This window comes from Pseudomonas sp. P7548 (assembly GCF_013386585.1).
In the GTDB taxonomy this organism is placed as follows: Bacteria; Pseudomonadota; Gammaproteobacteria; order Pseudomonadales; family Pseudomonadaceae; genus Aquipseudomonas.
In genome coordinates this window covers 34,228-57,819 of record NZ_JACARO010000039.1, presented here as the reverse complement: position 1 = coordinate 57,819, position 23,592 = coordinate 34,228, and the positions used below count along the sequence as shown (strand labels likewise).

At 61.7% G+C, this 23,592-nt stretch carries 23 protein-coding genes; 6 read left to right on the top strand and 17 right to left on the bottom strand.

All coding sequences use genetic code 11. The features are described 5' to 3' along the window. Positions 1-12: 12 nt before the first annotated feature. Genes HX803_RS17200 through HX803_RS17175 form a run of 6 tightly spaced genes read right to left on the bottom strand, consistent with a single transcriptional unit; the run spans position 13 to position 7,281 of the window. Positions 13-1,410 (bottom strand): sigma-54 dependent transcriptional regulator, encoded by a 1,398-nt coding sequence (locus tag HX803_RS17200; protein WP_178922038.1) that lies wholly within the window; start codon positions 1,408-1,410, stop codon positions 13-15. Further along, positions 1,400-3,178 carry a HAMP domain-containing sensor histidine kinase gene (locus HX803_RS17195; RefSeq protein WP_178922036.1) on the bottom strand — a complete coding sequence of 593 codons (1,779 nt, stop codon included), beginning with the start codon at positions 3,176-3,178 and terminating at the stop codon, positions 1,400-1,402. The genes HX803_RS17200 and HX803_RS17195 overlap by 11 nt, the downstream gene beginning before the upstream one ends. Further along, entirely contained in the window at positions 3,178-4,302 is a 1,125-nt protein-coding gene (locus tag HX803_RS17190) for a GNAT family N-acetyltransferase (RefSeq protein ID WP_178922034.1), read from the bottom strand. The genes HX803_RS17195 and HX803_RS17190 overlap by 1 nt, the downstream gene beginning before the upstream one ends. Before the next feature lie 15 nt (positions 4,303-4,317). After that, complete coding sequence (locus tag HX803_RS17185; RefSeq protein ID WP_178922032.1) at positions 4,318-5,184, bottom strand: carboxylesterase; 867 nt, start codon at positions 5,182-5,184, stop codon at positions 4,318-4,320. After that, positions 5,181-6,575, bottom strand: coding sequence for an aspartate aminotransferase family protein (locus HX803_RS17180; RefSeq protein ID WP_176994878.1), 1,395 nt, complete (start codon positions 6,573-6,575; stop codon positions 5,181-5,183). Before HX803_RS17180 ends, HX803_RS17185 begins: the two co-directional genes overlap by 4 nt. Then, positions 6,568-7,281, bottom strand: coding sequence for an MtnX-like HAD-IB family phosphatase (locus HX803_RS17175; RefSeq protein ID WP_178922030.1), 714 nt, complete (start codon positions 7,279-7,281; stop codon positions 6,568-6,570). The genes HX803_RS17180 and HX803_RS17175 overlap by 8 nt, the downstream gene beginning before the upstream one ends. A gap of 230 nt (positions 7,282-7,511) precedes the next feature. On the opposite strand from HX803_RS17175, the gene HX803_RS17170 reads away from it, so the two are divergent. Together HX803_RS17170 and HX803_RS17165 are read left to right on the top strand one after the other, a co-directional pair. Then, positions 7,512-8,282, top strand: coding sequence for a MipA/OmpV family protein (locus HX803_RS17170; protein WP_178922027.1), 771 nt, complete (start codon positions 7,512-7,514; stop codon positions 8,280-8,282). A gap of 113 nt (positions 8,283-8,395) precedes the next feature. Then, positions 8,396-9,268, top strand: coding sequence for a fatty acid desaturase (locus HX803_RS17165; RefSeq protein WP_178922025.1), 873 nt, complete (start codon positions 8,396-8,398; stop codon positions 9,266-9,268). A 110-nt stretch (positions 9,269-9,378) separates the two neighbouring features. Here HX803_RS17165 and HX803_RS17160 read toward each other — a convergent pair whose 3' ends face one another. The 5 genes from HX803_RS17160 to HX803_RS17140 form a co-directional block, all read right to left on the bottom strand. Next, positions 9,379-9,795 carry an EamA family transporter gene (locus tag HX803_RS17160; RefSeq protein WP_176994882.1) on the bottom strand — a complete coding sequence of 139 codons (417 nt, stop codon included), beginning with the start codon at positions 9,793-9,795 and terminating at the stop codon, positions 9,379-9,381. Continuing rightward, the gene (locus HX803_RS17155) at positions 9,792-10,172 is read right to left on the bottom strand and encodes a transporter (RefSeq protein ID WP_176994883.1); all 381 of its coding nucleotides are present in this window, start codon (positions 10,170-10,172) and stop codon (positions 9,792-9,794) included. The genes HX803_RS17160 and HX803_RS17155 overlap by 4 nt, the downstream gene beginning before the upstream one ends. Beyond that, positions 10,169-11,089, bottom strand: coding sequence for an arginase family protein (locus tag HX803_RS17150; RefSeq protein WP_176994884.1), 921 nt, complete (start codon positions 11,087-11,089; stop codon positions 10,169-10,171). Before HX803_RS17150 ends, HX803_RS17155 begins: the two co-directional genes overlap by 4 nt. A 216-nt stretch (positions 11,090-11,305) precedes the next feature. Beyond that, positions 11,306-11,959 (bottom strand): DsbA family oxidoreductase, encoded by a 654-nt coding sequence (locus HX803_RS17145; RefSeq protein WP_178922023.1) that lies wholly within the window; start codon positions 11,957-11,959, stop codon positions 11,306-11,308. Positions 11,960-12,014: 55 nt separating this feature from the next. After that, entirely contained in the window at positions 12,015-13,034 is a 1,020-nt protein-coding gene (locus tag HX803_RS17140; protein ID WP_178922021.1) for an alpha/beta fold hydrolase, read from the bottom strand. Positions 13,035-13,220: 186 nt separating this feature from the next. Here HX803_RS17140 and metR point away from each other — a divergent pair, with 186 nt between their 5' ends. Then, positions 13,221-14,138 (top strand): transcriptional regulator MetR, encoded by a 918-nt coding sequence (gene metR, locus HX803_RS17135; RefSeq protein ID WP_178922019.1) that lies wholly within the window; start codon positions 13,221-13,223, stop codon positions 14,136-14,138. 139 nt (positions 14,139-14,277) lie between these two features. Here the strand turns inward: metR and HX803_RS17130 are convergent, their stop codons facing one another. The 6 genes from HX803_RS17130 to HX803_RS17105 form a co-directional block, all read right to left on the bottom strand. Next, positions 14,278-14,784, bottom strand: coding sequence for a GNAT family N-acetyltransferase (locus HX803_RS17130; protein WP_178922017.1), 507 nt, complete (start codon positions 14,782-14,784; stop codon positions 14,278-14,280). Further along, positions 14,781-15,188, bottom strand: a complete 408-nt coding sequence (locus tag HX803_RS17125; RefSeq protein WP_178922016.1) for an NUDIX domain-containing protein — start codon at positions 15,186-15,188, stop codon at positions 14,781-14,783. Before HX803_RS17125 ends, HX803_RS17130 begins: the two co-directional genes overlap by 4 nt. Before the next feature lie 165 nt (positions 15,189-15,353). Next, the gene (locus HX803_RS17120) at positions 15,354-16,694 is read right to left on the bottom strand and encodes an HD domain-containing phosphohydrolase (RefSeq protein WP_178922014.1); all 1,341 of its coding nucleotides are present in this window, start codon (positions 16,692-16,694) and stop codon (positions 15,354-15,356) included. 168 nt (positions 16,695-16,862) lie between these two features. Continuing rightward, positions 16,863-17,135, bottom strand: a complete 273-nt coding sequence (locus tag HX803_RS17115; protein WP_176994891.1) for a type B 50S ribosomal protein L31 — start codon at positions 17,133-17,135, stop codon at positions 16,863-16,865. 100 nt (positions 17,136-17,235) lie between these two features. After that, on the bottom strand, positions 17,236-18,561 hold the full coding sequence (locus HX803_RS17110) for an APC family permease (RefSeq protein ID WP_178922012.1): 1,326 nt from the start codon (positions 18,559-18,561) through the stop codon (positions 17,236-17,238). A gap of 212 nt (positions 18,562-18,773) precedes the next feature. After that, positions 18,774-19,595, bottom strand: coding sequence for a carbon-nitrogen hydrolase family protein (locus HX803_RS17105; protein ID WP_178922010.1), 822 nt, complete (start codon positions 19,593-19,595; stop codon positions 18,774-18,776). A gap of 93 nt (positions 19,596-19,688) precedes the next feature. Between HX803_RS17105 and HX803_RS17100 the strand changes: the two genes are divergently transcribed. The 3 genes from HX803_RS17100 (at position 19,689) to HX803_RS17090 (ending at position 23,559) form a co-directional block, all read left to right on the top strand. Next, complete coding sequence (locus HX803_RS17100) at positions 19,689-20,453, top strand: LuxR C-terminal-related transcriptional regulator (protein ID WP_178922008.1); 765 nt, start codon at positions 19,689-19,691, stop codon at positions 20,451-20,453. Positions 20,454-20,658: 205 nt separating this feature from the next. Then, on the top strand, positions 20,659-22,278 hold the full coding sequence (locus HX803_RS17095) for an FMN-binding glutamate synthase family protein (protein ID WP_178922006.1): 1,620 nt from the start codon (positions 20,659-20,661) through the stop codon (positions 22,276-22,278). 165 nt (positions 22,279-22,443) lie between these two features. Further along, complete coding sequence (locus tag HX803_RS17090; protein ID WP_178922004.1) at positions 22,444-23,559, top strand: OpgC family protein; 1,116 nt, start codon at positions 22,444-22,446, stop codon at positions 23,557-23,559. Positions 23,560-23,592 lie beyond the last annotated feature (33 nt).

Sequence of the window (23,592 nt, the reverse complement as noted above, 5' to 3'; positions counted from 1 at the left end):
GACCTCAGGGTGTCAGCGGACTATTTTGTCGACCTGGATGCCCAGCTTCTTCAGGCGATACCAGAAGCTTCGCTCCGATATCCCGATTTTCGCCGCTGCCGCCGCCTGCACCCCATTGCTCTCCTGCAAGGCTGCCAGGATGTAAGCCTTTTCCACCTCAGCCAGCGCCGCGTCGAGGTCCTGGGGAATCCCCGGGCCGTCACTGAGGATCGTTGCCACCCCGCCTTCGCTCGGTTTGGAAGCGAACAGATAACCCGGCAGGTCAATGTCCTCGATCACCGGCGATGCCGCCACAATGGTCGCCCGTTCCACACAGTTCTGCAGCTCACGGATATTGCCCGGCCAGCTGTAGGCCGCCATCGCTTGCAACGCCTCGGCACTGAAACCGGTGATGCGCTTGCCGGCCGTGGCGCTCAGGGTCTGGGCGAAGTGGCGGGCCAGGGGCGCGATGTCTTCCACGCGCTCACGCAGGGCAGGCAGCGGGATCGGGAACACGTTGAGGCGGTAATACAGGTCTTCGCGAAACTCTTTATTGGCGACCGCGTCCAGCAAATTCTTGTTGGTGGCGGCGATCACGCGCACATCGACCTTGCGCTCACGCGGGTCGCCCACCGGTTCGATCACCCGCTCTTGCAGCGCGCGCAGGATCTTGGCCTGCAACGCCAGGGGCATGTCGCCCACTTCGTCGAGAAACAGTGTGCCTTTGTCAGCCTGCATGAAGCGCCCTACCCGGTCCGCCACGGCGCCGGTGAACGCGCCTTTGCGGTGGCCGAACATTTCGCTTTCCAGCAGGCCTTCCGGGATCGCGGCGCAGTTGACCGCGACAAAGGGTTTGTCGGCGCGACTGCCGTGCTTGTGGATGGCGCGCGCGACCATTTCCTTGCCGGTTCCGCTTTCGCCGGTCAGCAGGATGGTGGCGTTGCTGTCGCGTACCGAATCCACCGCCTGCAACACTTTGCGAAACGCGGGGCTGTCACCCACCAGGCTGTCGAACTGGGCATGTTCATCCAGCTCGGCGCGCAGGCGGGCGTTGTCGCGCATGATGTCGCGAAACTGCAAGGCCTTGGCCACGGTGATGTCCAGTTCATCGATGTCGAACGGCTTGGCGATGTAGTCATACGCACCGTTACGCATCGACTGCACGGCGTTTTTCACCGTGCTGTAGGCCGTCATCACAATCACCGGCAAGTGCGGGTAGCGCACCTTGATCTCGGCCAGCAGCGCCGGCCCGTCCATGCCCGGCATGCGCCAGTCACTGATCACCAGGTCGATGTCTTCCTGTTCCAGCACCTTGAGCGCATGCAGGCCGTTGCCTGCGGTAAACACCTGGATGCCGCTCTGGCTCAGGGCCGACGACAACAAGTCACACAGCTTGGGTTCGTCGTCGACCACCAATACGTTATGCGTCATGACCTTCCTCATCATCCCCGTCGTCTTCGCCGTTAGCCGGAATGTACAGGCTGAACGTGGCGCCGGCATCTTTCTCACTGGCACATTCGATGCTGCCGTCGTGACTTTCCATGATCGAATAGACTTTGGCCAGGCCCAGGCCAGTGCCCGAGGCCTTGGTAGTGACAAACGGTGTGAAGATGCGCTCGATCATGTCCGCCGGGATCCCTTGGCCGGTGTCGGCAATGCTGATGATCGTGTTGTCGTCGTCGCTGCGGATGCCCAGCGTCAGGCGCCCGCCTTCAGGCATGGCGTCGATGGCGTTGAGGATCAGGTTCAGGCAGGCCTGCTTGAGCTGCTTGGCATCGGCGTAGATCGTCGCGCCGGGCGCCTGGTCATCGATCTGTGCATCGATGTTATGGGTAGACAGCTCCGGGCCGCAGAAGCCGAGGATCTCTTCCACCACCGGGCGTGCCGCCTGCAGCGTGCGCAACGGTGGGTTGGGCTTGGCGAAATCGAGGAACTCGGTGATCAGGTCGTTGATACGGCTGACCTCGCTGATCACGTATTCCAAATGGCGCTTGTCGGTTTCCGCCAGATCGGCGCGCCGGTGCAGCAGTTGCGTGGCGGTCTTGATGATGCCCAACGGGTTGCGGATCTCATGGGCCAGGCCCATGGCGACTTCGCCCAAGGCATGCAGGCGGTCACGCCGGCGCAGTTGGGCTTCCAGGTGATGCAACTCGCCCAGGCGCTCGGTCATGTGGTTGAACGTGCTGCTCAACTGCGCCAGCTCATCGCCGCCGCTCACCAGCACGCGGTGTTCATAGTTGCCCGAGATCACCGCATTCACGCCCTGGGACAAATCCCGCAACGGCTTGGTCAGGCGCCGCGACACCAGCACCCCCGCCGCCAGGGACAGTGCCGAACTGAGCAGGAAAATCAGCACGAACAGATTGCTCTGGTTCACCAGCCCCACCAGGCTGGTATGGCGCAGCAAACCACTGAAAATCACACCTTGCAGCTCACCGGCATCGTTGAAGATCGGCCAGTACAACCCGCTGTACTTGCTGGTGAATTGCTCACTGGGTTGCTTGGTGCTGCGCAACGCCGCTTCAACCCCCTTGGGGATGCGCGAGGGATGATCTTCGAAACGCTGGGTCGAGAAAATCTCGGAGAAGCCCGAGGGGTTGGCCAGGTAGAGACGCAGGTCCAGGGAATGCACATCGGCCACGCTGGTGAGGAAGCTGCTGTCCAGGTAGGTGGCGACCAGCAGCAGGTAATCCTCGCCATCGCGATTGGTCTCGAAGGTCGAGACCACCAACCCCGTACTGACGCCGGCCACTTGCACCGTCTGCAACACCGCGTTGCTGGTCAGGTTGATCTGCTTGACGATGTCATCGGCGGCCGTGCTGAACACCACCTTGTGATCGCTGACGCGAATCAGCGCCACCACGTCGATGTCCGTGGCATCGGCAATGTCGGCGGTGAGCCGATCATGCCGAGCAGCCTGTTTGGACGAGGGCGGGCTGGTGTAGCGCAAGAACAGCTTGGCCATGCGCGCGTTGTCGTGAAGGATGTCGCCAATCTCGTCCTTGACGATCTTGGTCGATTCTTGCAGCCAGATCCGCACGTTGCTGTCGAAAATCTGCGACAACGTGGTGGCGGCCAGCTCGGCCGCGATCATGGTGGGAATAACGCTGACCAGCCAGAACGCCAGCACCAGCTTGCGCTGGACGCTCCAGCGCGAGATGGCAAAGGGGCGGGCTTTCTGGCGGGTCTTGGTGATCATCAGGTTTCGCTTATCGCAGCAGCCATGGCAGGGTCGGAACGATCCGGTCGGAAAAACATTTTCACTACTTTGAGCAGCCCATTGACCAACCGATTGCGGTGGCGGAAGAACATGCTGTTGCCCTGGAACTCGCAACCCAGGCGCAGCTTACTGGCATACCCGGCCTGCCCGCACTCGTACAACGCGATATTGTTCTGGATACAGTAGTCGACGTTGGTCAGCCAGCTGCGGAAGTACAGGTTGTACTCACGGGTGAACGCCACGTCGTGCCCGAAGAACTTGTCGATCAAGCGGTGCTCATCCACCAGCACCAGGTTGAACGCCACCAGGCTGTCATCCACCCAGTAAAGTACACAGACCGCGCGCTCATCAAGGCGTTCGAGCACGCCGGTGAAGTAGCTGGCGGGCAAGCGTTCGAACTGCAATTCGGCGCGCGTCAGGGTCGCTTCGTAGAGGCGCATGACCTCAGGCAACACGTCGTCGATGTTGCGCCGCCATTCCACGCGCGGCCCAGGTGCGCGCAACTTGCGGCGCAGGTCCTTGCGGGTGGATTTGCCCAGCGACCCCAGGTAGGCGTCCACCGACCCGTAAGGCAGCGGCAACAGTCCGGTGGGCAGGCTCGGCATGCTTTGAAAGCCTGCGGCGCGGCAGCTGTCTGCCCAGTCGGGGTCTTTGGTCGGCGCATCCTTGACCGCCACCAAGCCGATGCCGAACTCGTCGGCGTCTTGGCGTGCAGCCTGCAGCAAATGCTTGAGCAGCTGCGGGCGGCGTTCGCTCGGGACGTGGCTGGCCACCCCCGCGTCGCAACGCTCGGCCACCGGCGAACCGATGGCATACAAGCCCAACTGCAAAACACCCGGCCACAGTCGCTCCAGGCGCTCGGTCAAGCGCTTGCCGGCACCCGACACCGTGGTGTCGAGTCGATAATGAGTGATGAAGGCGGCGGCGACAGCAACCAGCACACCATCATCGTAAACAGCCAGGTAACGCCACTGAAAATCATCGATCGCGGCGTTTTCCACGGCCACGTAATAGTCCCAGTCCTCCAGGGCACCGGGAAAACAGTCATTCCAGGCACTGCGCTGGATAGCCCGGATGGTCGGGAAGGCTTGGGCGGTAATCACGTCTGTTCCTTAGGCTTACGCCCGCTGTCGATAATCTTCGGGCGCCTCGATGGCATGGGTGTGCTGCTCGACAAACTCGGCACTCAACTCGATCACACGACGGTACTGCAGGTCGACGGTGATCATGTGGTAACAGTTGTCCAGCAGGATCTTGGTCACGGGGCCGCCGAGGTGGCGTTCCACGTAATCGGCGTTCCAGCGGCTGGTGATGTCATCCTCGATGGAATGCAGCACCAGCGCCGGTACCTTGACCTCGGGCATGCGCTTCTTGACCACGGCGTTCATGCGGTGCAACTCGCGCACCGTGATGCCTTCCATGGTCAACAAGCCCGCCTCGCTGCTGTGCCCTTCCTTCATCTGCCGTTCGACGATCGCCCGCAGACGCTCGTTCTTAATGCCGTACGGCGGCTTCTCTTCGAAGCGGCAGATGTGCACGCCGAACGGAATCTTCATCAGCAACGGCGTCAGGAACGCCAGCTTGTGAATGCTCCAGCCGTCGTACTTCAAGGTGGTGGAATACATCAGCAACCCGGCAACCTGCCCGGGGTGTTCGGCGGCCACGTACATCGACATTACCGCGCCCATGGACAAGCCACCGACGAACACCTGCGCGTGGCGTTGCTTGACCTGTGCGAAGGTCTTGCGCACGCCTTCGTACCAGTCCAGCCAGCCGGTGGCCTGCAGGTCGCTGTTGCCCCCGCAATGCCCGGCCAGCGTCGGCACGTACACCGTGCAGTTACCCGCCTTGGCCAGGCCTTTGGCGACCTGGCGCAATTCCGTCGGGGTGCCGGTCAGGCCGTGGATCAACAGGATCCCGACCGGACCTTCACCGAGAACGAAGCCGGCATCACCTTCACCGAGGTCGATCTCGAGGCTGTTCACCGTTTGGTTGCTCGCACCAGCAGTTGCTCCAGGAGCTTCAGGCCCAGGTCGATTTCCGGGTAGCTGATTTCCAGGGACGGTGCCAGGGTGATCACGTTTTTGTAGTAACCGCCGACGTCGAGGATCAGGCCGAGTTTCTGGCCATCAACCACCATGTCGCCCTTCATGCCTTCTTCAACCATGTAGTCCAGGGTCGCCTTGTCTGGCGTGAAGCCATCCGGGCCGCAGATTTCGCAGCGCAGGGCCAGGCCCAGGCCGTCGACGTCGCCGATGATCGGGAAACGTTTCTGCAGGTCTTGCAGGCCTTCCAGGAAGTATTTGCCCTTGGCCATGACCATCGCGCCGTAGTCGACTTCGTTGGTCATCTTGAACATTTCCAGGCCTACCGCCGTCCCCAGTGGGTTGGAGGCGAAGGTGGAGTGGGTGGAACCTGGTGGGAAGATCTTCGGGTTGATCAGCTCTTCACGGGCCCAGATGCCGCCCAGTGGGTTCAGGCCGTTGGTCAGTGCTTTACCGAAGACGATCACATCCGGTTGTACGTCGAAGTGTTCGATCGACCACAGTTTGCCGGTACGGTAGAAGCCCATCTGGATTTCGTCGGACACCATCAGGATGCCGTGCTGATCCAGCACTTGCTTGAGTTCGCGGTAGAAGTTCATCGGCGGAATCACGTAGCCGCCGGTGCCCTGGATCGGCTCGACGTAGAACGCTGCGTATTCGCTGGAACCGACTTTCGGGTCCCACACGCCGTTGTATTCCGTCTCGAACAGACGGGCGAATTGTTGCACGCAGTGGCTGCCGTATTCTTCCTTGGTCATGCCTTTAGGGCCGCGGAAGTGGTACGGGAACGGGATGAACTGCGCACGCTCGCCGAAGTGGCCGTAGCGACGACGGTAGCGGTAGCTGGAGGTGATCGACGAGGCGCCGAGGGTACGGCCGTGGTAGCCGCCTTCGAAGGCGAACATCAGGCTCTTGCCGTTGGTGGCGTTACGCACGACCTTCAGGGAGTCTTCGATAGACTGCGAACCGCCGACGTTGAAGTGCACGCGACCGTCGAGGCCGAACTTCTTCTTGGCGTCGACTGCGATCATTTCCGACAGCTCGATCTTGCCTTTGTGCAGGTACTGGCTGGCGATTTGCGGCAGGGTGTCGATCTGCTGTTTCAGCGCGTTGTTCAGGCGCGGGTTGGCGTAGCCGAAGTTAACGGCCGAGTACCACATTTGCAGGTCGAGGTACGCCTGGTCTTCGGTGTCCCACACGTAGGAGCCTTCGCAACGGCTGAAAATACGCGGTGGCTCGATGTAGTGAACGGTGTCGCCGTAGGAGCAGTACTTGGCTTCTTTATCCAGAAGAATCTGGTCTTCGGCGGTAGCGATACGGATATCAGACATGGTGGAAGAGTTCCTGATTTTCAACAGAGAGGTCAGCAGCAGTGAAGGTGGTGGCGTTGGCGGCGATGCCCAGAGGCAACTTGGCCAGCAGCGCGGGCACTTCGGCAAAGGTGTCGAAGCGCGCGTAAGGGATGTTGTTGGTTTCGCAGTAGTCAGCCAGGCTGCCTTTGGCGAAGACGAAATCGGCGGTGGAGGCCACGCACATGTCGGACTTGCCGTCACCGATCACCAGCACGCGCTTGTTGCGCGGGGTGGATTTGCATTTGCAGTTGCCGGACGCGGCACGGCAGGCATCGCTGGAGTACGGGAAGTCGATGCGCCAGCTGTTCTGGTCGACCTGGCGCAGGCGGTTGGCGAGGATCGGCAACAAGGTCACGTAGTTGCGCGACAGGATGCGCGCGATGCCTTGTTCGATGCCGTCGCTGACCACTTCGATGGTCGCGCCCAGGCCCATTACGTGGTCGACGAAGTCCGGGAAGTCCGGATCGATCTCGACGCTGTCGAAGTAGGCCAGCAGTTCGGCAGGTGTGGCCTTGATCAGCGCCAGTTGACGGCTCAGGCATTCGCGGGAACCGATATGCCCATCCAGCCATTCCTGCTCGATGGTTTCCCACTCGGGGCCGGCGAAGCGTTGGAGGACGTTGTCGATGACATCGGTGGGAGTAATGGTCCCGTCGAAGTCACACACGATATGCCAGTGGATCATCTGCGTTTACCTTGAAGGTGGAGCGCGCTGCATGCGCTTGCCCAACCGGTAGAGCAGGGAGCGTGCCAACTGACCGAAAGCCAGCGGGGCTGGGGGTTTGCCGTGTAACGGTGGTGATATGTGTCGCCCAAGCTACAATTTTTGTAGCTTGCTACAAACAAGATGAGTGCTTGCGCCAGGAAGGCCCTTCGCGCGTTCATGCGCACGTAATCAATCAAGGAACCGTGACCATGTTCAGGATCACATGTGCTGCATTCGCCGGTTTGCTGGGCTTGTGGGGCTTTTCAAACGCCGCCCAGGCTGAGGGCATTACCGGTGAAGTGGGCGCAGGCGTCAGCTATCAGCCCCGCGAACCCACGGGCAGCCGCTATCAGATCACCCCTATTCCCTACTTCGACCTGGACTGGGGCAATGTCAGCCTCGGCACTGACGATGGCTTGACCTGGAGCGCCCTGAATACCAACGGGTTCAGCGCCGGGCCTTACGTCAATTACATCCCGGGCCGCACGGCCAACGGCGCCCTCGCCGGCCTGCGGGACGTCTCAAGCATGGCCGAGGTGGGCGGGTTCGTGCAGTACGCGCCGGCCGAGTTCTGGCGGGTCTACGCCCAGTTGGGCCGGGCCGTGGGCGGTGGCCACGACCAGGGCGGCGTGCTCGGCAAGGTCGGTGGCGAGCTGGGTTACCCGCTGGGCGGCGGGATCATTGGCAGCAGCGGCCTGATGGCGCATTTCGCCGACGACCGCCAGACCAACACGTTTTTCGGCGTGGATGACAACGAAGCCGCCGCTTCGGGCTTCAAGCCCTACAACGCCAGCGGCGGCTTCCAGAACCTGACGTTTACCCAGAGCTTCGAGTTCCCCCTGGCGGCGAAATGGTCGTTGCTGACCAGCGCCAGCTGGGTCCACCTGGTGGGCTCGGCGGCGGACAGCAGCATCGTTCGCCAGACCGGCGAAGTGAACCAGGGCCAGGTGCAGACCGCTATCAGCTACAAATTCGACTGATTCCCCTGTAGGAGCCGGCTTGTCGAATCCTACAGTTGGGTTTCGTGAGTGCCGATGAAGTTGGTCTGAGCCTTGCAGTAACGCCCTGGAATCCACTTTTCAGGACGTTCTTCATGGCTCGCCCCGCTTACCGCCTGTTGCACCATTCGCTGTGGGACCTGGTCCCGATCGCCATGGGCCTGGCGCACTTTGCTTTTGTCATCTGGCTGGTTGCCGCGTTTCATAGCTTGAGCTGGTGGGCACTGGTGCCCCTGGCGCTGGTGTACGCGGTGAGCCTGTCGTGGAGCATCAACAGCATCTCCCACAACCAGATCCACAACGCCTACTTCACCCATCGCGCCATGAACCGTGGGTTCGACCTGCTGCTGTCGGTGACCATCGGGTTTTCCCAGACGCTCTACCGCGATATCCACAACCGCCACCACCGTGGCAACGCCGACCTGCCGGGCCCGGACGGGCAAACCATCGACCCGCTGTCGATCTACCAACGCGGCAAGGACGGCCAGCCGGAAAACCCGTGGGCCTACACGTTCCTCAGTTTTTTCCGCGACGATCCCAAGCCGTTCTATGACGAAATGAAGCGCAAGCGCCCCGCTGACGCTCGTTGGGTCAAGGTGGAGATCTGCGTGACGGTGGCGTTCTACATCGCCCTGGCGTTCTACAACTGGCAGGCCGTGCTGTGGCTGTTGCCGTTCTGGTACCTGGGCCAGTGCCTGTCATCGCTCAATGGCTACTACGAACATTTCGGTGGCAACCCGGACCTGCCGATTGCCTGGGGCGTGAGTTCCTACAGCGTGTTGTACAACCTGATCTGGATGAACAACGGCTACCACGCCGAGCACCACTACCGGCCGAAGATGCACTGGACCAAAGTGAAGGCGTTTCATCGGGAGATTGCCGAGCAGCAGCGTGAGGCGGGCGTCAAGGCGCTTCCGGTGTCCCACGGCCTAGGCTTCCTGGTGGCCCACCGCAAATCCCAGGGCTGATCCTAATTTTGTAGTGAGCGGGCTTGCCCCGCGCGAGGCAAGCTCGCTCACTACAAAATCCAACCTGTTCACCACTCGCTGGCAAGACGGCCTCCTACAGGGGTGGTGCATCAGTTCTCTTCGCCCTCAGCCAGCAAGGCGATCCCGCCGATAATTACCGCAACCCCCACCCAGTGCAGCAGGCTGATGTGTTCCCCCAGCCCCAGCCACGACCCCAGCAGCACCACCACAAACACCAGCGAACTCAGCGGAAACGCCAGGGACAGACTGCTGCGCCGCAGGATCAGCATCCACACGAAAAAGGCACCGATGTAACTGCCGATCGCCGCCAGGATCCCCGGGTTACGCGCCACGTCGGCCAGCCACTGCCAGTTGAAATCCATCTGCCCCAGTTGGTCACCGGCCACCTTGGTAAACAGCTGCCCGGCGCTTTCAAAACCGATCAGCAACGCCCACAGCACCACGGTGCCCAGGCGCCCGTGCAGCCAGCCGCTGGGCCGCTCTGCCGCTACATTTTGCGAACTCATGCCTGACTCCCTGCAATGGCCACCAACATCACGCCAAAGGTAATCACCAGCGTGCCCAGCCAGCGACGCCGGCTGACGGTTTCCTTGAGCACCAGCTTGCCCGCCAGCACCACGCCGCAGTAGGCCAGCGCTGCCGCCGGGAACAACAGGCTCAACGGCGCCCGGGACAGGGCTTCAAGCCACACGAAAAACTCAATGGCATAGGCGCCGATCCCGGCCCACAGCAACGGCGCATTAAACACTTGGCCCCAGAACGCATTCAGGCGAAACCCGCCTTCCAGCTCCGGCAGGCGGTCCAGGCCGATCTTGAAACACAGCTGGCCGATCACATCGAGCACGATGGAAAACGCCACCAGCATGACTACGAGCAAGGTCACGGGAACAACTCCTCAAACAGGTCGATCAGGGCTTCATTGGTCGCGGCATTACGCTGGATATCCTCCGGGCTCCAGCGCTCGGGCGGCGGCTGGTCGGACTTGGCTTCCCAACGCTTGAACGCGTTGCTGAATGCCGGGGTGGCAAACTCGCCGCACACGTCGATGCCAATGATGCGCTTGCGCGCCGCCAAGGCCCGCAGGGCTTCGAGCAAGTGGGTCAGGCGCATGCCGCCCTGGTCCCAGTTGGTGGCGGCGTCTTCGCTGGCCAGCACGTCTTTGTCGATGGTGATCCAGATCGCTTCGGTGGGCAGGCTGCTGATCATCTGCTCCAGAAACGCGGTCCAGTCCAGCTCGGCCAGGTTGCGCCAGTGCAGGTGGTTTTCCTGCTGTTGATGGCCGGCGCCATCGCCTACGCGGCCCCAGACTTTCGACGGCGGATGCTGCCACGGAAACAGCTGCAATTGCCCGCGCTTGAGGGCGCCGAGGTTGCCGCCACGCAGTTGCGGGTTATGCAGGTCGTCGCTGCATGGGCCGAGGGTGACGATGCGTTTGACGGCCGGCATCTTCAACGCGCGGTTGACCCAGGAACCACAGTGGCGCTTGGGCGCAAAGCGCACCCAGTCGGGGTGGTTGTCGAAATGGATCAGGCTGATGGGTTCCTTGAGGTCCGCCAGGAACGCCGGCGTGAGGTGGTGATAATCACCGGAGCCAACAAACAGGATTTCCGGGCGTGCATCCACCGGCCGCGGCCGTTTGGCCAGGCGCTCGGCGAAAGATTTCCAGGTTTTTTCGGTGGACCACAGGCGCAGTTTCGGGCCCAGGTCCAGCAAGTCGAGGCGCGTGGCCTGGCCGCTGGCCAAACGCCGGGCAATCGGTGCCTGGCCGGTAAGGCTGTGGTCGAGGTCAAGAATATTCAAGGCAGTGTTGCCCCCTAATAACAGCGCCCATCCGGCTGCCGGAGGGGCTTTGAGGGGGTAATGCAAGGGACGGGCCAGCACTTATCTTAAAAACAGTGAATGACCAATGTGGGAGCGGGCTTGCTCGCGAAGGCGCAGTGTCAGCCAACACATGCATCAACTGACACACCGCCTTCGCGAGCACGCCCGTTCCCACATTTTAAACAGTGACCGGCCTTAGGCTTTGGCTTCGCTGATGATCTGGCGGATGGCGCCAACAAACGCCTCGGCCGGCTGGCCACCGCTGACGGCGTACTGGTCGTTGAACACGATGGTCGGCACCGAGCTCACACCCCGGGAAATCCACAGCTGTTCCTGCTCACGGACGTCGGCGGCGTATTCGTCGCTGGCGAGAATCTCGGCGGCGCGCTTGATGTCCAGGCCGACGCTTTCGGCAATGATCGCCAGGGTGGCGTGGTCGGACGGGTCTTGGCCGTCGCTGAAGTATGCCTTGAACAGCGCTTCCTTGAGGTTGTACTGCAAACCTTGCAGCCCGGCCCAATGCAGCAGGCGGTGGGCGTCGAAGGTGTTGTAGATGCGGCTCTGGCCATCGGTGCGAAAGGCAAAACCCAACGCGGCGCCCATGTCGCGGATGCGTTCGCGGTTGGCCTGGGACTGCTCGGCCGTGGAGCCGTATTTCTCGGTGATGTGTTCGACGATGTTCTGCCCCTCGGCAGGCATGTTGGGGTTCAGCTCGAACGGCTGGAAATGGATCTCGGCCTGCACTTCGGCGCCCAGTTGGTCCAGGGCCTCGGTCAGGCCGCGCAGGCCGATGATGCACCAGGGGCAGGACACGTCGCTGACGAAATCGATTTTCAGGGGAGTACTCATGGTAGGCAACCTCGCTGGCATTCACGCGCCGGAAACCTCGCACGATACACCAATGTCACAGCACCTTCGAAGGCTCGCCCAGGTCAATCTGCGCCCAGTGCGCGGCATCTTCGCGGTGGGCTTTGAGATACGGCAGCACCGCCGTCAGCAGCGGCGCCTTGAACGCCTCCTGGAAACGATGGGCCATGCCCGGAATCAGTTTCAGTTGGCTGCCCTGGATATGCGCGGCCAGGTGTACGCCATGCATCACTGGCAACAACGGGTCGGCGGTGCCATGTACCACCAGCGTTGGCACCCGCAATTGGTTGAGCAGCGGCACACGGCTGGGCTCGGCAAGGATGGCCATGATCTGGCGCTTCACGCCGTCGGGGTTGAAGGCGCGGTCATAGGACAGCGCCGCCTGGTGCAGCAACGCCTGGCGATCGTCCTTCACATAAGGGCTGCCGAGGGCGGCTAACAGGTCGGCCTGTTGCTCCAATGCCACTTCGCGATTGGGCGCGCTGCGCCGCGACAGCAACTGCACCAGCGCCGCATTCGGGGCGGGCAGGCCTTCGGCGCCGGAACTGGTCATGACCAGGGTCAGGCTTTCCACCCGCTGCGGTGCCATGGCCGCCAGGTGCTGGGCGATCATGCCGCCCATGCTTGCGCCCAGCACGTGGAACTGCTGGACCTGCAATGCGTCCATCAAGCCCAGGGCGTCGTCGGCCATGTCGGTCAGCGTGTACGGCGCCGCCACCGGCAGGCCGAGCTTGTAGCGCAGTACTTCAAACGTCAGGTTGGCGCTGGCCGGCGCCTGGCGCCAGGTGGACAGGCCCACATCACGGTTGTCGTAGCGGATCACCCGGAAACCTTGCTGGCACAGGGCGACCACCACCTCATCCGGCCAATGGATCAACTGCCCGCCCAGGCCCATCACCAGCAGCAAGGCAGGGTCGGACGCACGGCCAATGCTCTGGTAGGCGATGCTCACCTTTTCCAAGTCGACCGTTTGGGTTGGAACATTGACGTCACATCGAGAAGCCGCAAAGGACGGCAGGCCGAACAAGAGAGCGGCCAGTAAAAACAACACGCGCATGAAAAACACCGAAACGCAGAACCCCAGTAGAGCGCGAGTCTGATGAAGTTTGTTCAAGCGCGCTGCCACAGTTCCGTGACAGTTTGATGAAGAGTGCCGAGTGGTCACATTTTGTCGACAGGCGCGTCAACATGAGACAAACTCACGCCATTCAGATTATCTACAAATTATATTCATGGAGACCCCGTGCTCGAGATCCGCCACCTCAAGACCCTGCACGCCCTGCGCGAGGCCGACAGCCTGGTGGAAGCCGCCGAGCGTTTGCACCTGACGCAGTCGGCGCTGTCCCACCAGTTCAAAGAGCTGGAAGAGCGTTTGGGCATGCCGCTGTTCGTGCGCAAGACCAAGCCCCTGCGTTTCACCAGCGCCGGCTTGCGCCTGCTGCAATTGGCCGACGCCACCCTGCCCCTGCTGCGCGGTGCCGAACGGGATATCGCACGATTGGCGGGTGGCACCGCCGGGCGCCTGCACATGGCAATCGAATGCCACAGCTGCTTCCAGTGGCTGATGCCGACCATCGACCAATTCCGCGATGCCTGGCCGGAAGTCGAGCTGGACCTGGCCTCGGGCTTTGCCTTCGCTCCACTGCCGGCACTGGCCCGTGGCGACCTCGACCTGGTGGTGACCTCCGACCCGCTGGAGCTGCCGGGCATCACCTACGTGCCGTTGTTCACCTACGAAGCCATGCTGGCGGTGGCCAACCAGCACGCGTTGGCGCACAAGGCGTACATCGTGCCCGAAGACCTGCTGACTGAAACCCTGATCACCTACCCGGTGGAGCGCGACCGCCTGGACATCTTCACGCGCTTCCTCGAACCCGCCGACGTGGAACCCGCCCAGGTACGTACGTCGGAGCTGTCGGTGATGATGATGCAACTGGTGGCCAGCGGCCGTGGCGTGTGTGGCATGCCCCATTGGGCGCTGCATGAGTACAGCTCGCGTGGCTACGTGAAGGCCAAGCGCCTGGGCGAGAAAGGGTTGTTTGCAACGTTGTACGCGGCGATCCGTGCCGACATGCTGGATGCACCGTACATGCGCGACTTCCTGCTGACGGCCAAGGACACGTCGTTTTCAACGTTGGATGGCGTCAGCGCGGTGCGCTGATATTAGAAACAGTGAGGATCAAACTGTGGGAGCGGGCTTGCTCGCGAAAGCGCAGTGTCAGTCGATAGATTCATCACTGACACACCGCTTTCGCGAGCAAGCCCGCTCCCACATTGGAATGGGTTCTTACAGTTGGATATCAGTCGGTCTTGAGTTCGCGCCACATGTGGATCTTGTCGAAGTAGTCCACCCCCACCCGCACCGCCAGCGGCTCCAGGCCGTACTGGATGAAACCGCAACGCTGGTACAGCGCAAAGGCGGCATCGTTGCCAGCGGTGACGGTCAGTTGGATCAGCTTGAGGCGCGGGTAACGGCGTGCCTCATCGAGCGCCGCCTCCACCAACTGGCGGCCCAGTCCTTTGCGTTGATGCGCGCGGGTGACGTACATGCCGAACAGCGTCACCTTGTGCCGCGCTTTCTCCCGGGGCTCGAAGGCCAGGCCGACGATGCCCGCCAGTTCATCCTCTTCAAACGCGCCCAGCAAACAGTCCAGTGGGCTGCTCAGGCGCTTTTCCCACCAGCTCAACGGCATCGCCGCACGCTCGGCCACGCTGGAGGTGAAGGCCTGGGGATAAGCGCCATACGCTTCGAGCATCAAGGTTCGATAGGCCTCGGCGTCGCCCGCCCCCAGGGTGCGAATGATCATGCGGGCAGCGAAGCGCGGTAGAACGGCAGGATCAAGTCGCGCGTCAGCGGCGCCAACGGCAGGCCACCGTCACCGGCCGGGTCGATCCAGCGCACTTCTTCGATTTCTGCAGCGGGGGTTACCGGTACGTCGATCCGTACCTGGAACAATTCCGCGTGTACGGTGAAGCCGGGTTCGTTGGCGGCCGGGGCCGAGAAGTGGCCGAGGTAGAGCGCATCTTCAGGATTGATCCGCAGGTTCAGCTCTTCGTGCAGCTCACGGGCCAGTGCTTCGGCGGGTTGCTCGCCCGCATCGATCTTGCCGCCCGGCTGCATGAAAGCCTGGGTACCGCGCTTGCGCACCAGCAGGGTCTGGCCGTCGTTGCCGATCAGCAGGGCGGCGGCGATGCGGATGGTAGAAGTCATGAAAGGTTACCTTGAACACAAAGGCGCAAGGATCACATGATCGTTGGGAACGCCGCAATCAATGTAGGAGCTGGCTTGCTCGCGAATACGGAGTGTCAGTCTCAGATGCATTGACTGATCCACCGCTTTCGCGAGCAAGCCCGCTCCCACAGTTGTAGGGTGTGTTCAGCCTGGGGTTACGGCGGTGTCCTTGATGAACACGCTGTACCGCGCGCCTTCCATGGTTTCGAAAGCGATCAGCTTGTCCACCAAGGGCAGGTTCAGGACTTTGCCGGCATTGAGCAGCAACATACCGTTATCGGCGTTGAGATTGCGCGCCAGGATCATGCCCTCCTCCAGTTCGCGAGTGCCCAGCACCTTGACGTTGGGGTCGCCCAGAGTCACGTCGTTGAGGTAGGTGGCGCAGACCAGCACAAAGTCCTCGACCATCAGCGGGTCATACAGCCGCCCGGCGTATTTGCGGATGTACAGCAGCGCTTCGTCGCTGTTCATCTGCCGTTCCAGGATCAGGCCTTTTTGCAGTTCGATGAAATCCACCGCCAGCTTCAACAGGCGCGAACCGGCCGGAATCGCCTCGCCCTTGAGGTGGTCGGGAAAGCCCGAGCCGTCCCAGCGCTCCTGGTGATGACGGATCAGCCGTGCGGCGTCTTTCATCGGTTCCAGGGTCATCAGCAGCGACTCACTCTGGGCGGCGTAGGCGCGATAACGCTCACGGTCGCTGCTGTGCAGCAGGTCCGAGGGCGAAGCCATCATGCTGTCGCTCCAGCTCAACTTGCCGATGTTGTAGAGCGCGGCGGCCATGGTCAGGTCGCGATTGCTGGCCTCGTCCACGCCATGGGCCACGCACCAGGTACGCACCAACTCGATGATCTGGCGGTTGGTCTGCTTGGCGCGGGGCAGGCGCAGGTTGGCCAACAGCGAGAACACTTCGGTGCCGGTGGCGTAGCTGTGCTTGAGCTCTTCGTAGGCCAGGTCGAGCATGTCGGCGGTCTGTTGCAGCTCGCTGGTACGCGATGCCACACGTTTTTCCAAGGTGGCATTGAGCTGCTTGAGGGCCTCGTTCTGTTGCAGGATCAATTGCTCCAGGCGCAGGCGCTCACGCTCCGAATGTTGGTGGGCCAGGGATTGGCGCAGGGCCAGCAGCAGTTCGTCGTCCTTCCAGGGCTTGCTGAGGTAGCGGTAGATCTCACCTTCGTTGATGGCTTTGACGATCAGGGTCAGGTCGGTTTCGCCGGTGAGCAAGATGCGTACGGTGTGGGGATAGTGCTGGTGGATATGCGCCAGCAATGTGGCGCCGTCCATGTCCGGCAAGCGCGCGGCGCTCATCACCAGGTCGACGGGTTGGCGGGCGAGGATGGCCAGGGCATCGGCAGCGCAGGTGGCGCTGTGAAGGTCGAAGGGTTCCAGCCGCAGCAGGTGCGTGAGGCTATGCAGCACGTCGGGGTGGGCGTCGATCAACAGCACCACGGCACGGTCGGCATCGGTGAAGGTTACGGACTCTCCCATGGGACACCTCGGATCGTCGGTGTGCGCTCCTTACGGTCTGGGCCTGCCTCCTTGGCGTTTACTGAGTAGTTTAGTCGGTTTTCGACAAGATGATGGCCTTACGATATCAACGCATAAAAAAAGCCGCTCCAGAAACCGGAGCGGCCTTCGAGGTGAAACGGTGTGCCGTCACGCGTCGGCTTTTTTCGGGCTTGAACCGAAGGAGGCAAAACGCTTGTTGAACCCGGCAATCCGGCCTTCGGCCTGGGTCTTGCGCTGTTGGCCGGTGTAGATCGGGTGCGAGGCGCTGGACACGTCCAGCGGGATGTACGGGTAAGTGTTGCCGTCGCTGTGCGTGTGGGTGCGGTCGCTGTCGGCGGTAGAGCCGATCAGGAAGAACACGTCGGCGGCGGTGTCGTGGAACAGCACGGTGCGGTAGTCAGGATGGATACCAGCTTTCATAAGGCCTCCGGGGCGTCTGGGTGCGAAATATGTGTTACACAGTAACATAAATCATGCACCCAAACGAGAACGGATTGCAATAAGAATAGGTCCGGCGCTTCTATGCGGCTTCCTGGAAGTCCATTTCCGGTGGCTGTTGCGAGAAGCCACGGGTGAGCACACCCAGGTACACCAGGCCGATCGCCAACCACACAAGCCCCAGGTAAATCGCCAGGTGATCCAGGCTGACCATCAGCCACACATCCGCAAGCAGGCCAATCACTGGGAACACCAGGAACAGGATCAGCTCACGCACACCGCGCTCTTTTGCACCGATCCAGTAGTGAAAGATCACCGACAGGTTCACCAGGCTGAACGCCAGGAACGCACCGAAGTTGATGAACGAGGTGGAGGTGGTCACGTCCAGCTTCAGCGCCAGCAACGCCACGACCGCACACAACAGGATGCTGTTGACCGGCGTACCGAAGCGCGCATGCAAGGTGCCGAAGAACGACTTGGGCAACACGCCGTCACGTCCCATGGCAAACAACAGCCGCGAACCGCTGGCCTGGGCCGACAGCCCCGAGGCGAACTGGCCGACGATCAGGCCAATCAGGAAGATCGACACAAACAGGTCGCCACCGATATTGCGCGCGATTTCGTACGCAGCCGAATCCACATCGACAAATTCGAACGACGGGTGGGCCACCTGCACGAAGTACGACACACCGACAAAAATCAGCCCGCCAATCAAGGTGATCAGCATGATCGCCCGTGGAATGGTGCGGCGCGGGTCGCGGGTTTCTTCGGTCAGGGTGCTGACCGCGTCGAAACCCAGGAACGAATAGCAGGCGATGGCCGCACCGCTCATGATCAAGGGCATTTGCATCTGGCCGTTGAAGAACGGGGCGATGGTCCAGAGTGGCTTGCTCGCATCACCACCGATGTAGTGGATGCACAGCGCGACGAACGCGATCAACACCAGGAACTGCACCAGCATCAGCAGCGCGTTGATGCCGTTGGCCAGTTTGAGGCCGATGATATTGATCACGGTGGTGATGCCGATGAAGGCCAGTACCCACACCCACTGCGGCACGGCCGGGAACGCCGAGTGCAGGTAAGCCGCGCCGATCAGCCAGATGGCCATGGGCAGGAACAGGTAGTCGAGCAACACCGCCCAACCGGCGATAAAACCCAGCTTGGGGCTGATGGCCTTGCGCACGTAGCTGTAGGCGGAACCGGCCACCGGGAAGACCGAAGCCATGCGCCCGTAACTCATGGCGGTGAAGAACATCGCCACCAGGGCGGCCAGGTAAGCGGCGGGGACCATGCCCGCCGTGGATTGCGCCAGGATACCGAAGGTACCGAGCACAATGATCGGCGTCATATAGGCGATGCCAAACAGCACCACCGACCCTAGCGACAGGGTGCGTTGCAAACGAGCCATGAGCGATTCTCCGCGCAATTATTAGATTTATGGCAGAACTGAAAGGGGTGTTGCAGGTATCTTTTTTCTTATTTAAGGCACAGGTTTTGTAGTGAGCGAGCTTGCCTCGCGCTGCGTCCGTTCAGACACAATCGGATTACAGGATGTAGGGCCGCTTCGCAGCCCAGCGCGGGGCAAGCCCGCTCACTACAGAATCTCACCAGCCTTGAAAATCAGTTTTTGGGGATCAACAGTTCGCGCGTCCCGTCGCTGCGCTCGATCACCTCACCCGGCAATTTCAAGCGCTGGTCGTCCAGGTAGCGGTAGTCCTTGCGCGCTGCCGCCAGTTGGTCGAGGTCCAGCTCGACGGTGAATTGCCCTTCTTCACGCCCAGCTTCAAACAGCAAAGTGCCGAACGGGTCCACCAGCGCACTGCCGCCGGCAAACACCAATTCGCCATCGCCGTCTTCCACACGGTTGACCATCAGCGCAAACGCCTGGTTTTCCTGGGCGCGAGCCATGATTGCGGTGCGGTGTGTCGGCCCGTAGGGGTCCATGTTGCCGTTGGTGACCAGCAGCAATTGAGCCCCCAACTGCCCCAAAGCACGGGCGGATTCCGGAAATTCAATGTCGTAGCAGATCAACAGGCCGACACGTACGCCCTTCCACAGGCAGGTGGCATAACGATCGCCGGGGCTGACCACGCCGCGCTCCAAAGGCCACAGGTGGGTCTTGCGATACCGCAAGGCAATGCCTTCGGGCGTGATCAGCAGGGTGGTGTTATAGAATTGGCCGCCCTCGCTCTCGATCATGCCGATCACCACAGCCACATCACGCGCGCGGGCAGCCTGGATAATGGCTTGCACGGTGGGACCGTCCAGCGGCTCGGCCACAGCGGCGACGGTTTCAGCCGAGGGGAAGCCCGTCAGGTGGGTTTCCGGAAAGACGATCAGTTGGGTATCGTCGGCGCAGGCTGCAATTGCCGCCAAGGCGCGCTCAAGGTTGTAAGCTGTGTCGTTATCACGGCCTGCCAACTGGGCAAATTCGACCTTCATGAGTATTCCTTGTTCTTTATCTGTGCCGCAGTATGCGCAGCCACACCCTGCCAGGGAATTACGCGGCGGGGGTAACCCGATAGGGGTAGATCAATGACCATGTCGCTGGAAGACATCGCCTGGCACCGTTCGGTGGGGCAAATGATAGACGCCCTGGACCAGGCCAATTTCTGGACCCAACTGGTGCGCTTGCTCGACCAGTATGTGCCGTCCGACAGCTGGGTGGCCCTGCTGTTCAGCAGCGAGCACCGCCCCCTGGTGTTCGCCGAATGCCCGGGCGCGGACGGCACGCCCGACCATCTGTTCCAGGATTACCTCAACGGCCTGTACCTGCTCGACCCCTTCTACATCGCCAGCCGCGAGCACGCCCATACCGGCCTGTTGCGCCTGGCCGAGGTGGCACCGGAGCACTTCGAACTCACCGAGTATTACCAGCGCTACTTCCGCCTGAACGTGGTGGCCGACGAAATCCAGTTCAATTGCCACCTGCCGGATGGGCGTACCTTGTGCCTGTCCCTGGGTTCCAAGCAGCGTTTTGACCCGACGCAGATTGCCCTGCTGTCGCTGATCCAACCCTGGGTACTGAGCCTGCTGCGCCAGCGCCTGCCCTATGAACTCAACCAGGTCAGCGCGCCGCAACCGCCCGTGCAGAACGATGAATGGGGCGCGCAGTTGACCGCACGCGAGCTGGATGTCGGCCGTTTGATGCTCAGCGGTTGCTCCAGCAAGGAAATCGCTCGTAAGCTGGAAATCTCTGTAGAAACCGTGAAAGTCCATAAGAAACACATGTACAGCAAGCTAGGGATCAAATCCCAGTCTGAGCTGTTCTCGATCTTCCTTCAGGCGCAAAACGCCTGATTGAGCCCCGTAGGCGCCGGCCTATGTGGCGAGGGAGCTTGCTCCCGCTGGAGTGCGAAGCGCTCCCAAGTCCATCGCAACCCTGCGCTTGATGCAGTGAGATCGCCTGGTTTGGGGTTGCTATGCAACCCAGCGGGAGCAAGCTCCCTCGCCACAACAAGCCGGACGCCTACAGGTCCTGATGAGTGAACCCAAGGAAAACCGTATGAGCCTGTCCTTGTTAAGCCGTTACGCCTTCTTTGCCGTGTGCGTCATTTTCACCCTCGCCAGCCTCCCCTTTATCCAGCATGAATGGCTGTGGCCCATCACCGTGGTCACCGGCATCCTCAGCCTGATCGGTATCTTCGACCTGCTGCAAAGCCCCCACGCGGTGCGCCGCAACTACCCGATCCTGGGCAATATCCGTTACCTGGTGGAAGCCATCCGCCCGGAAATCCGCCAGTACCTGCTCGAATCCGACAGCGACGCCCTGCCCTTCTCCCGGGCCCAGCGTTCGCTGGTGTATTCACGCGCCAAGAATGAAAGCGCCGACAAACCCTTCGGCACCCTGATCGACGTGTACCAGTCGGGCTTCGAGTTCATCGGCCACTCCATGCGCCCCGCGCCGTTGAGCGACCCCAGCGCCTTTCGCGTGATGGTCGGCGGCCCGCAGTGCAAGCAGCCTTACTCGGCGTCGGTATTCAACATCTCGGCGATGAGCTTCGGCTCGCTGAGCGCCAACGCGATTCGTGCGTTGAACCAGGGTGCCAAGTTGGGCAACTTTGCCCATGACACCGGCGAAGGCAGCATCAGCCCCTACCACCGCGAAAACGGCGGCGACCTGACTTGGGAGCTGGGCAGCGGCTACTTCGGCTGCCGCACCAGCGATGGCCGTTTCGACCCGGAGCGCTTCGCCGTGCAGGCCCAAGACCCGCAGGTGCGCATGATCGAAATCAAGATGAGCCAGGGCGCCAAGCCCGGCCATGGCGGCATCCTGCCCAAGCACAAGGTCACCCAGGAAATCGCCGAGACACGTGGCATCCTGATGGGCGAAGACTGCATCTCGCCATCGCGCCACAGCGCGTTTTCCACGCCGATTGAAATGATGCATTTCATCGCCCAGTTGCGCGAGCTGTCCGGCGGCAAACCGGTGGGCTTCAAATTCTGCCTGGGCCACCCATGGGAATTCATGGGCATTGCCAAGGCCATGCTCGAGACCGGCATTCTCCCGGACTTCATCGTGGTCGACGGCAAGGAAGGTGGGACTGGCGCCGCGCCGGTGGAGTTCACCGACCATATCGGTGTACCGCTGCGTGAAGGCCTGCTGTTTGTGCACAACACCTTGGTGGGGCTGAACCTGCGCGACAAGATCAAACTCGGCGCCAGCGGCAAGATTGTCAGCGCGTTCGACATCGCCAGCGTCCTGGCCATCGGCGCCGACTGGGCCAACTCGGCACGCGGCTTCATGTTTGCCATTGGCTGCATCCAGTCCCAGTCGTGCCACACCAACAAATGCCCGACCGGCGTCGCCACCCAAGACCCTCTGCGCCAACGCGCACTGGTGGTGCCGGACAAGGCCCAGCGCGTGTTCAACTTCCACCGCAGCACGCTCAAGGCGCTGGCGGAGATGCTCGCCGCTGCCGGCCTTGATCACCCCTCGCAACTGTCGGCCAAGCACCTGGTACGGCGCATGTCGGCGACGGAGATCAAGCTGTTCTCGCAGTTGCATGTGTTCCTCAAGCCCGGTGAATTGCTCACTGGCGAAGTGAACGGCGAGTTCTACTCGCGCATGTGGCAGATGGCGCGGGCGGACAGTTTTGAGCCCAATGAGGTTGCCGCCGCCTGATCCTCCTGAGGCCTGCCCGGAGCCGGGCAGGCTTTACATTCAGTAATATCCCGCCTTTGCAATTACTTACAAATACCGCCAACCTGCGCCCGCCCGACGTGCGGCGTACGACAACACGCGCATTCGCCTGTCTTTTTTAAACTTATTGTTCAAGAGCCCGCTGCCATGCTGAACGGACGCGACCCGCGCATCGATTTTTTTCGGGGCCTGGCGTTGATCTTCATTTTCTGGGATCACGTCCCCCACAATCCTCTCGGCCAGATCACCCTGCGCAACGTCGGTTTCAGCGACGCTGCAGAAGTCTTCGTGTTCCTCGCCGGCTTCGCGTCGGTACTGGCCTACGGCAAAGTCCTGCAACGCGAAGGCTACTGGATGGCCTGTCTGAAAATCCTGCGCCGCACCTGGGTGCTGTACGTGGTGCATATCTTTCTGCTGGCGATGCTGATGGGCATCGTGTTCTTCGCCAACAGCCACGTGGAAACCCGCGACCTGGTGCAAGAGATGGGCATGACCCACTTCATCACCCACCCGCAACAGGCCCTGCTCGATGAACTGCTGCTGCGCTTCAAGCCCAACCTGATGGACCCGCTGCCGCTGTACATCGTGCTGCTGGCCAGCCTGGCGCTGGTATTACCGCTGATGCTGCGCACGCCCCTGGTGGTGGTCGCGGTGTCGCTGACGGTGTACCTGCTGGCGCCGTGGATGGGCTGGAACCTGCGAGCCATCGAGGATGGCGTGTGGTACTTCAACCCGATCACCTGGCAGTTGCTGTTTGTGCTGGGTGGGGCAGCAGCGATTCACAGCCAGCGCGCCAAGTCTCTCGATCATCGGCCGCTGGCGCGCCAGCCGCTGTTTATCGCGGCTGCGGTGTATGTGCTGATCACCGGCATCCTGACCCTGTCGTGGCGCTGGCCTGAACTCCACGACGCGGTGATGCCTGCGCTGATCAGTGACTTGATCTACCCCATCAGCAAGACCGACCTGTCCCCGGTGCGCCTGTTGCATTTCCTGGCCCTGGCCTACGTCACTGCCAAGCTGTTGCCGGGCGCCAGTTGGACGCAAAACCCGCTCGCCGCGCAGGTGTGCCGCATGGGTCGGTTCTCCCTGGAAGTGTTCTGCCTCGGTGTGCTGCTCGCCCCACTGGCCGACATGCTCAATGCCATGGCCGGTGATGCACTGGCCGTGCAACTGCTGACCGCGCTGGCGGGCGTGGCGCTGATGGCCGCCTTGGGCGCCTGGCTGGAGTTGAACAAGCGCCTGAGCCGGCCCCGCGCTATATAGGTAGCCCCCGTCACAGACGGGCGGGTGCTTCCA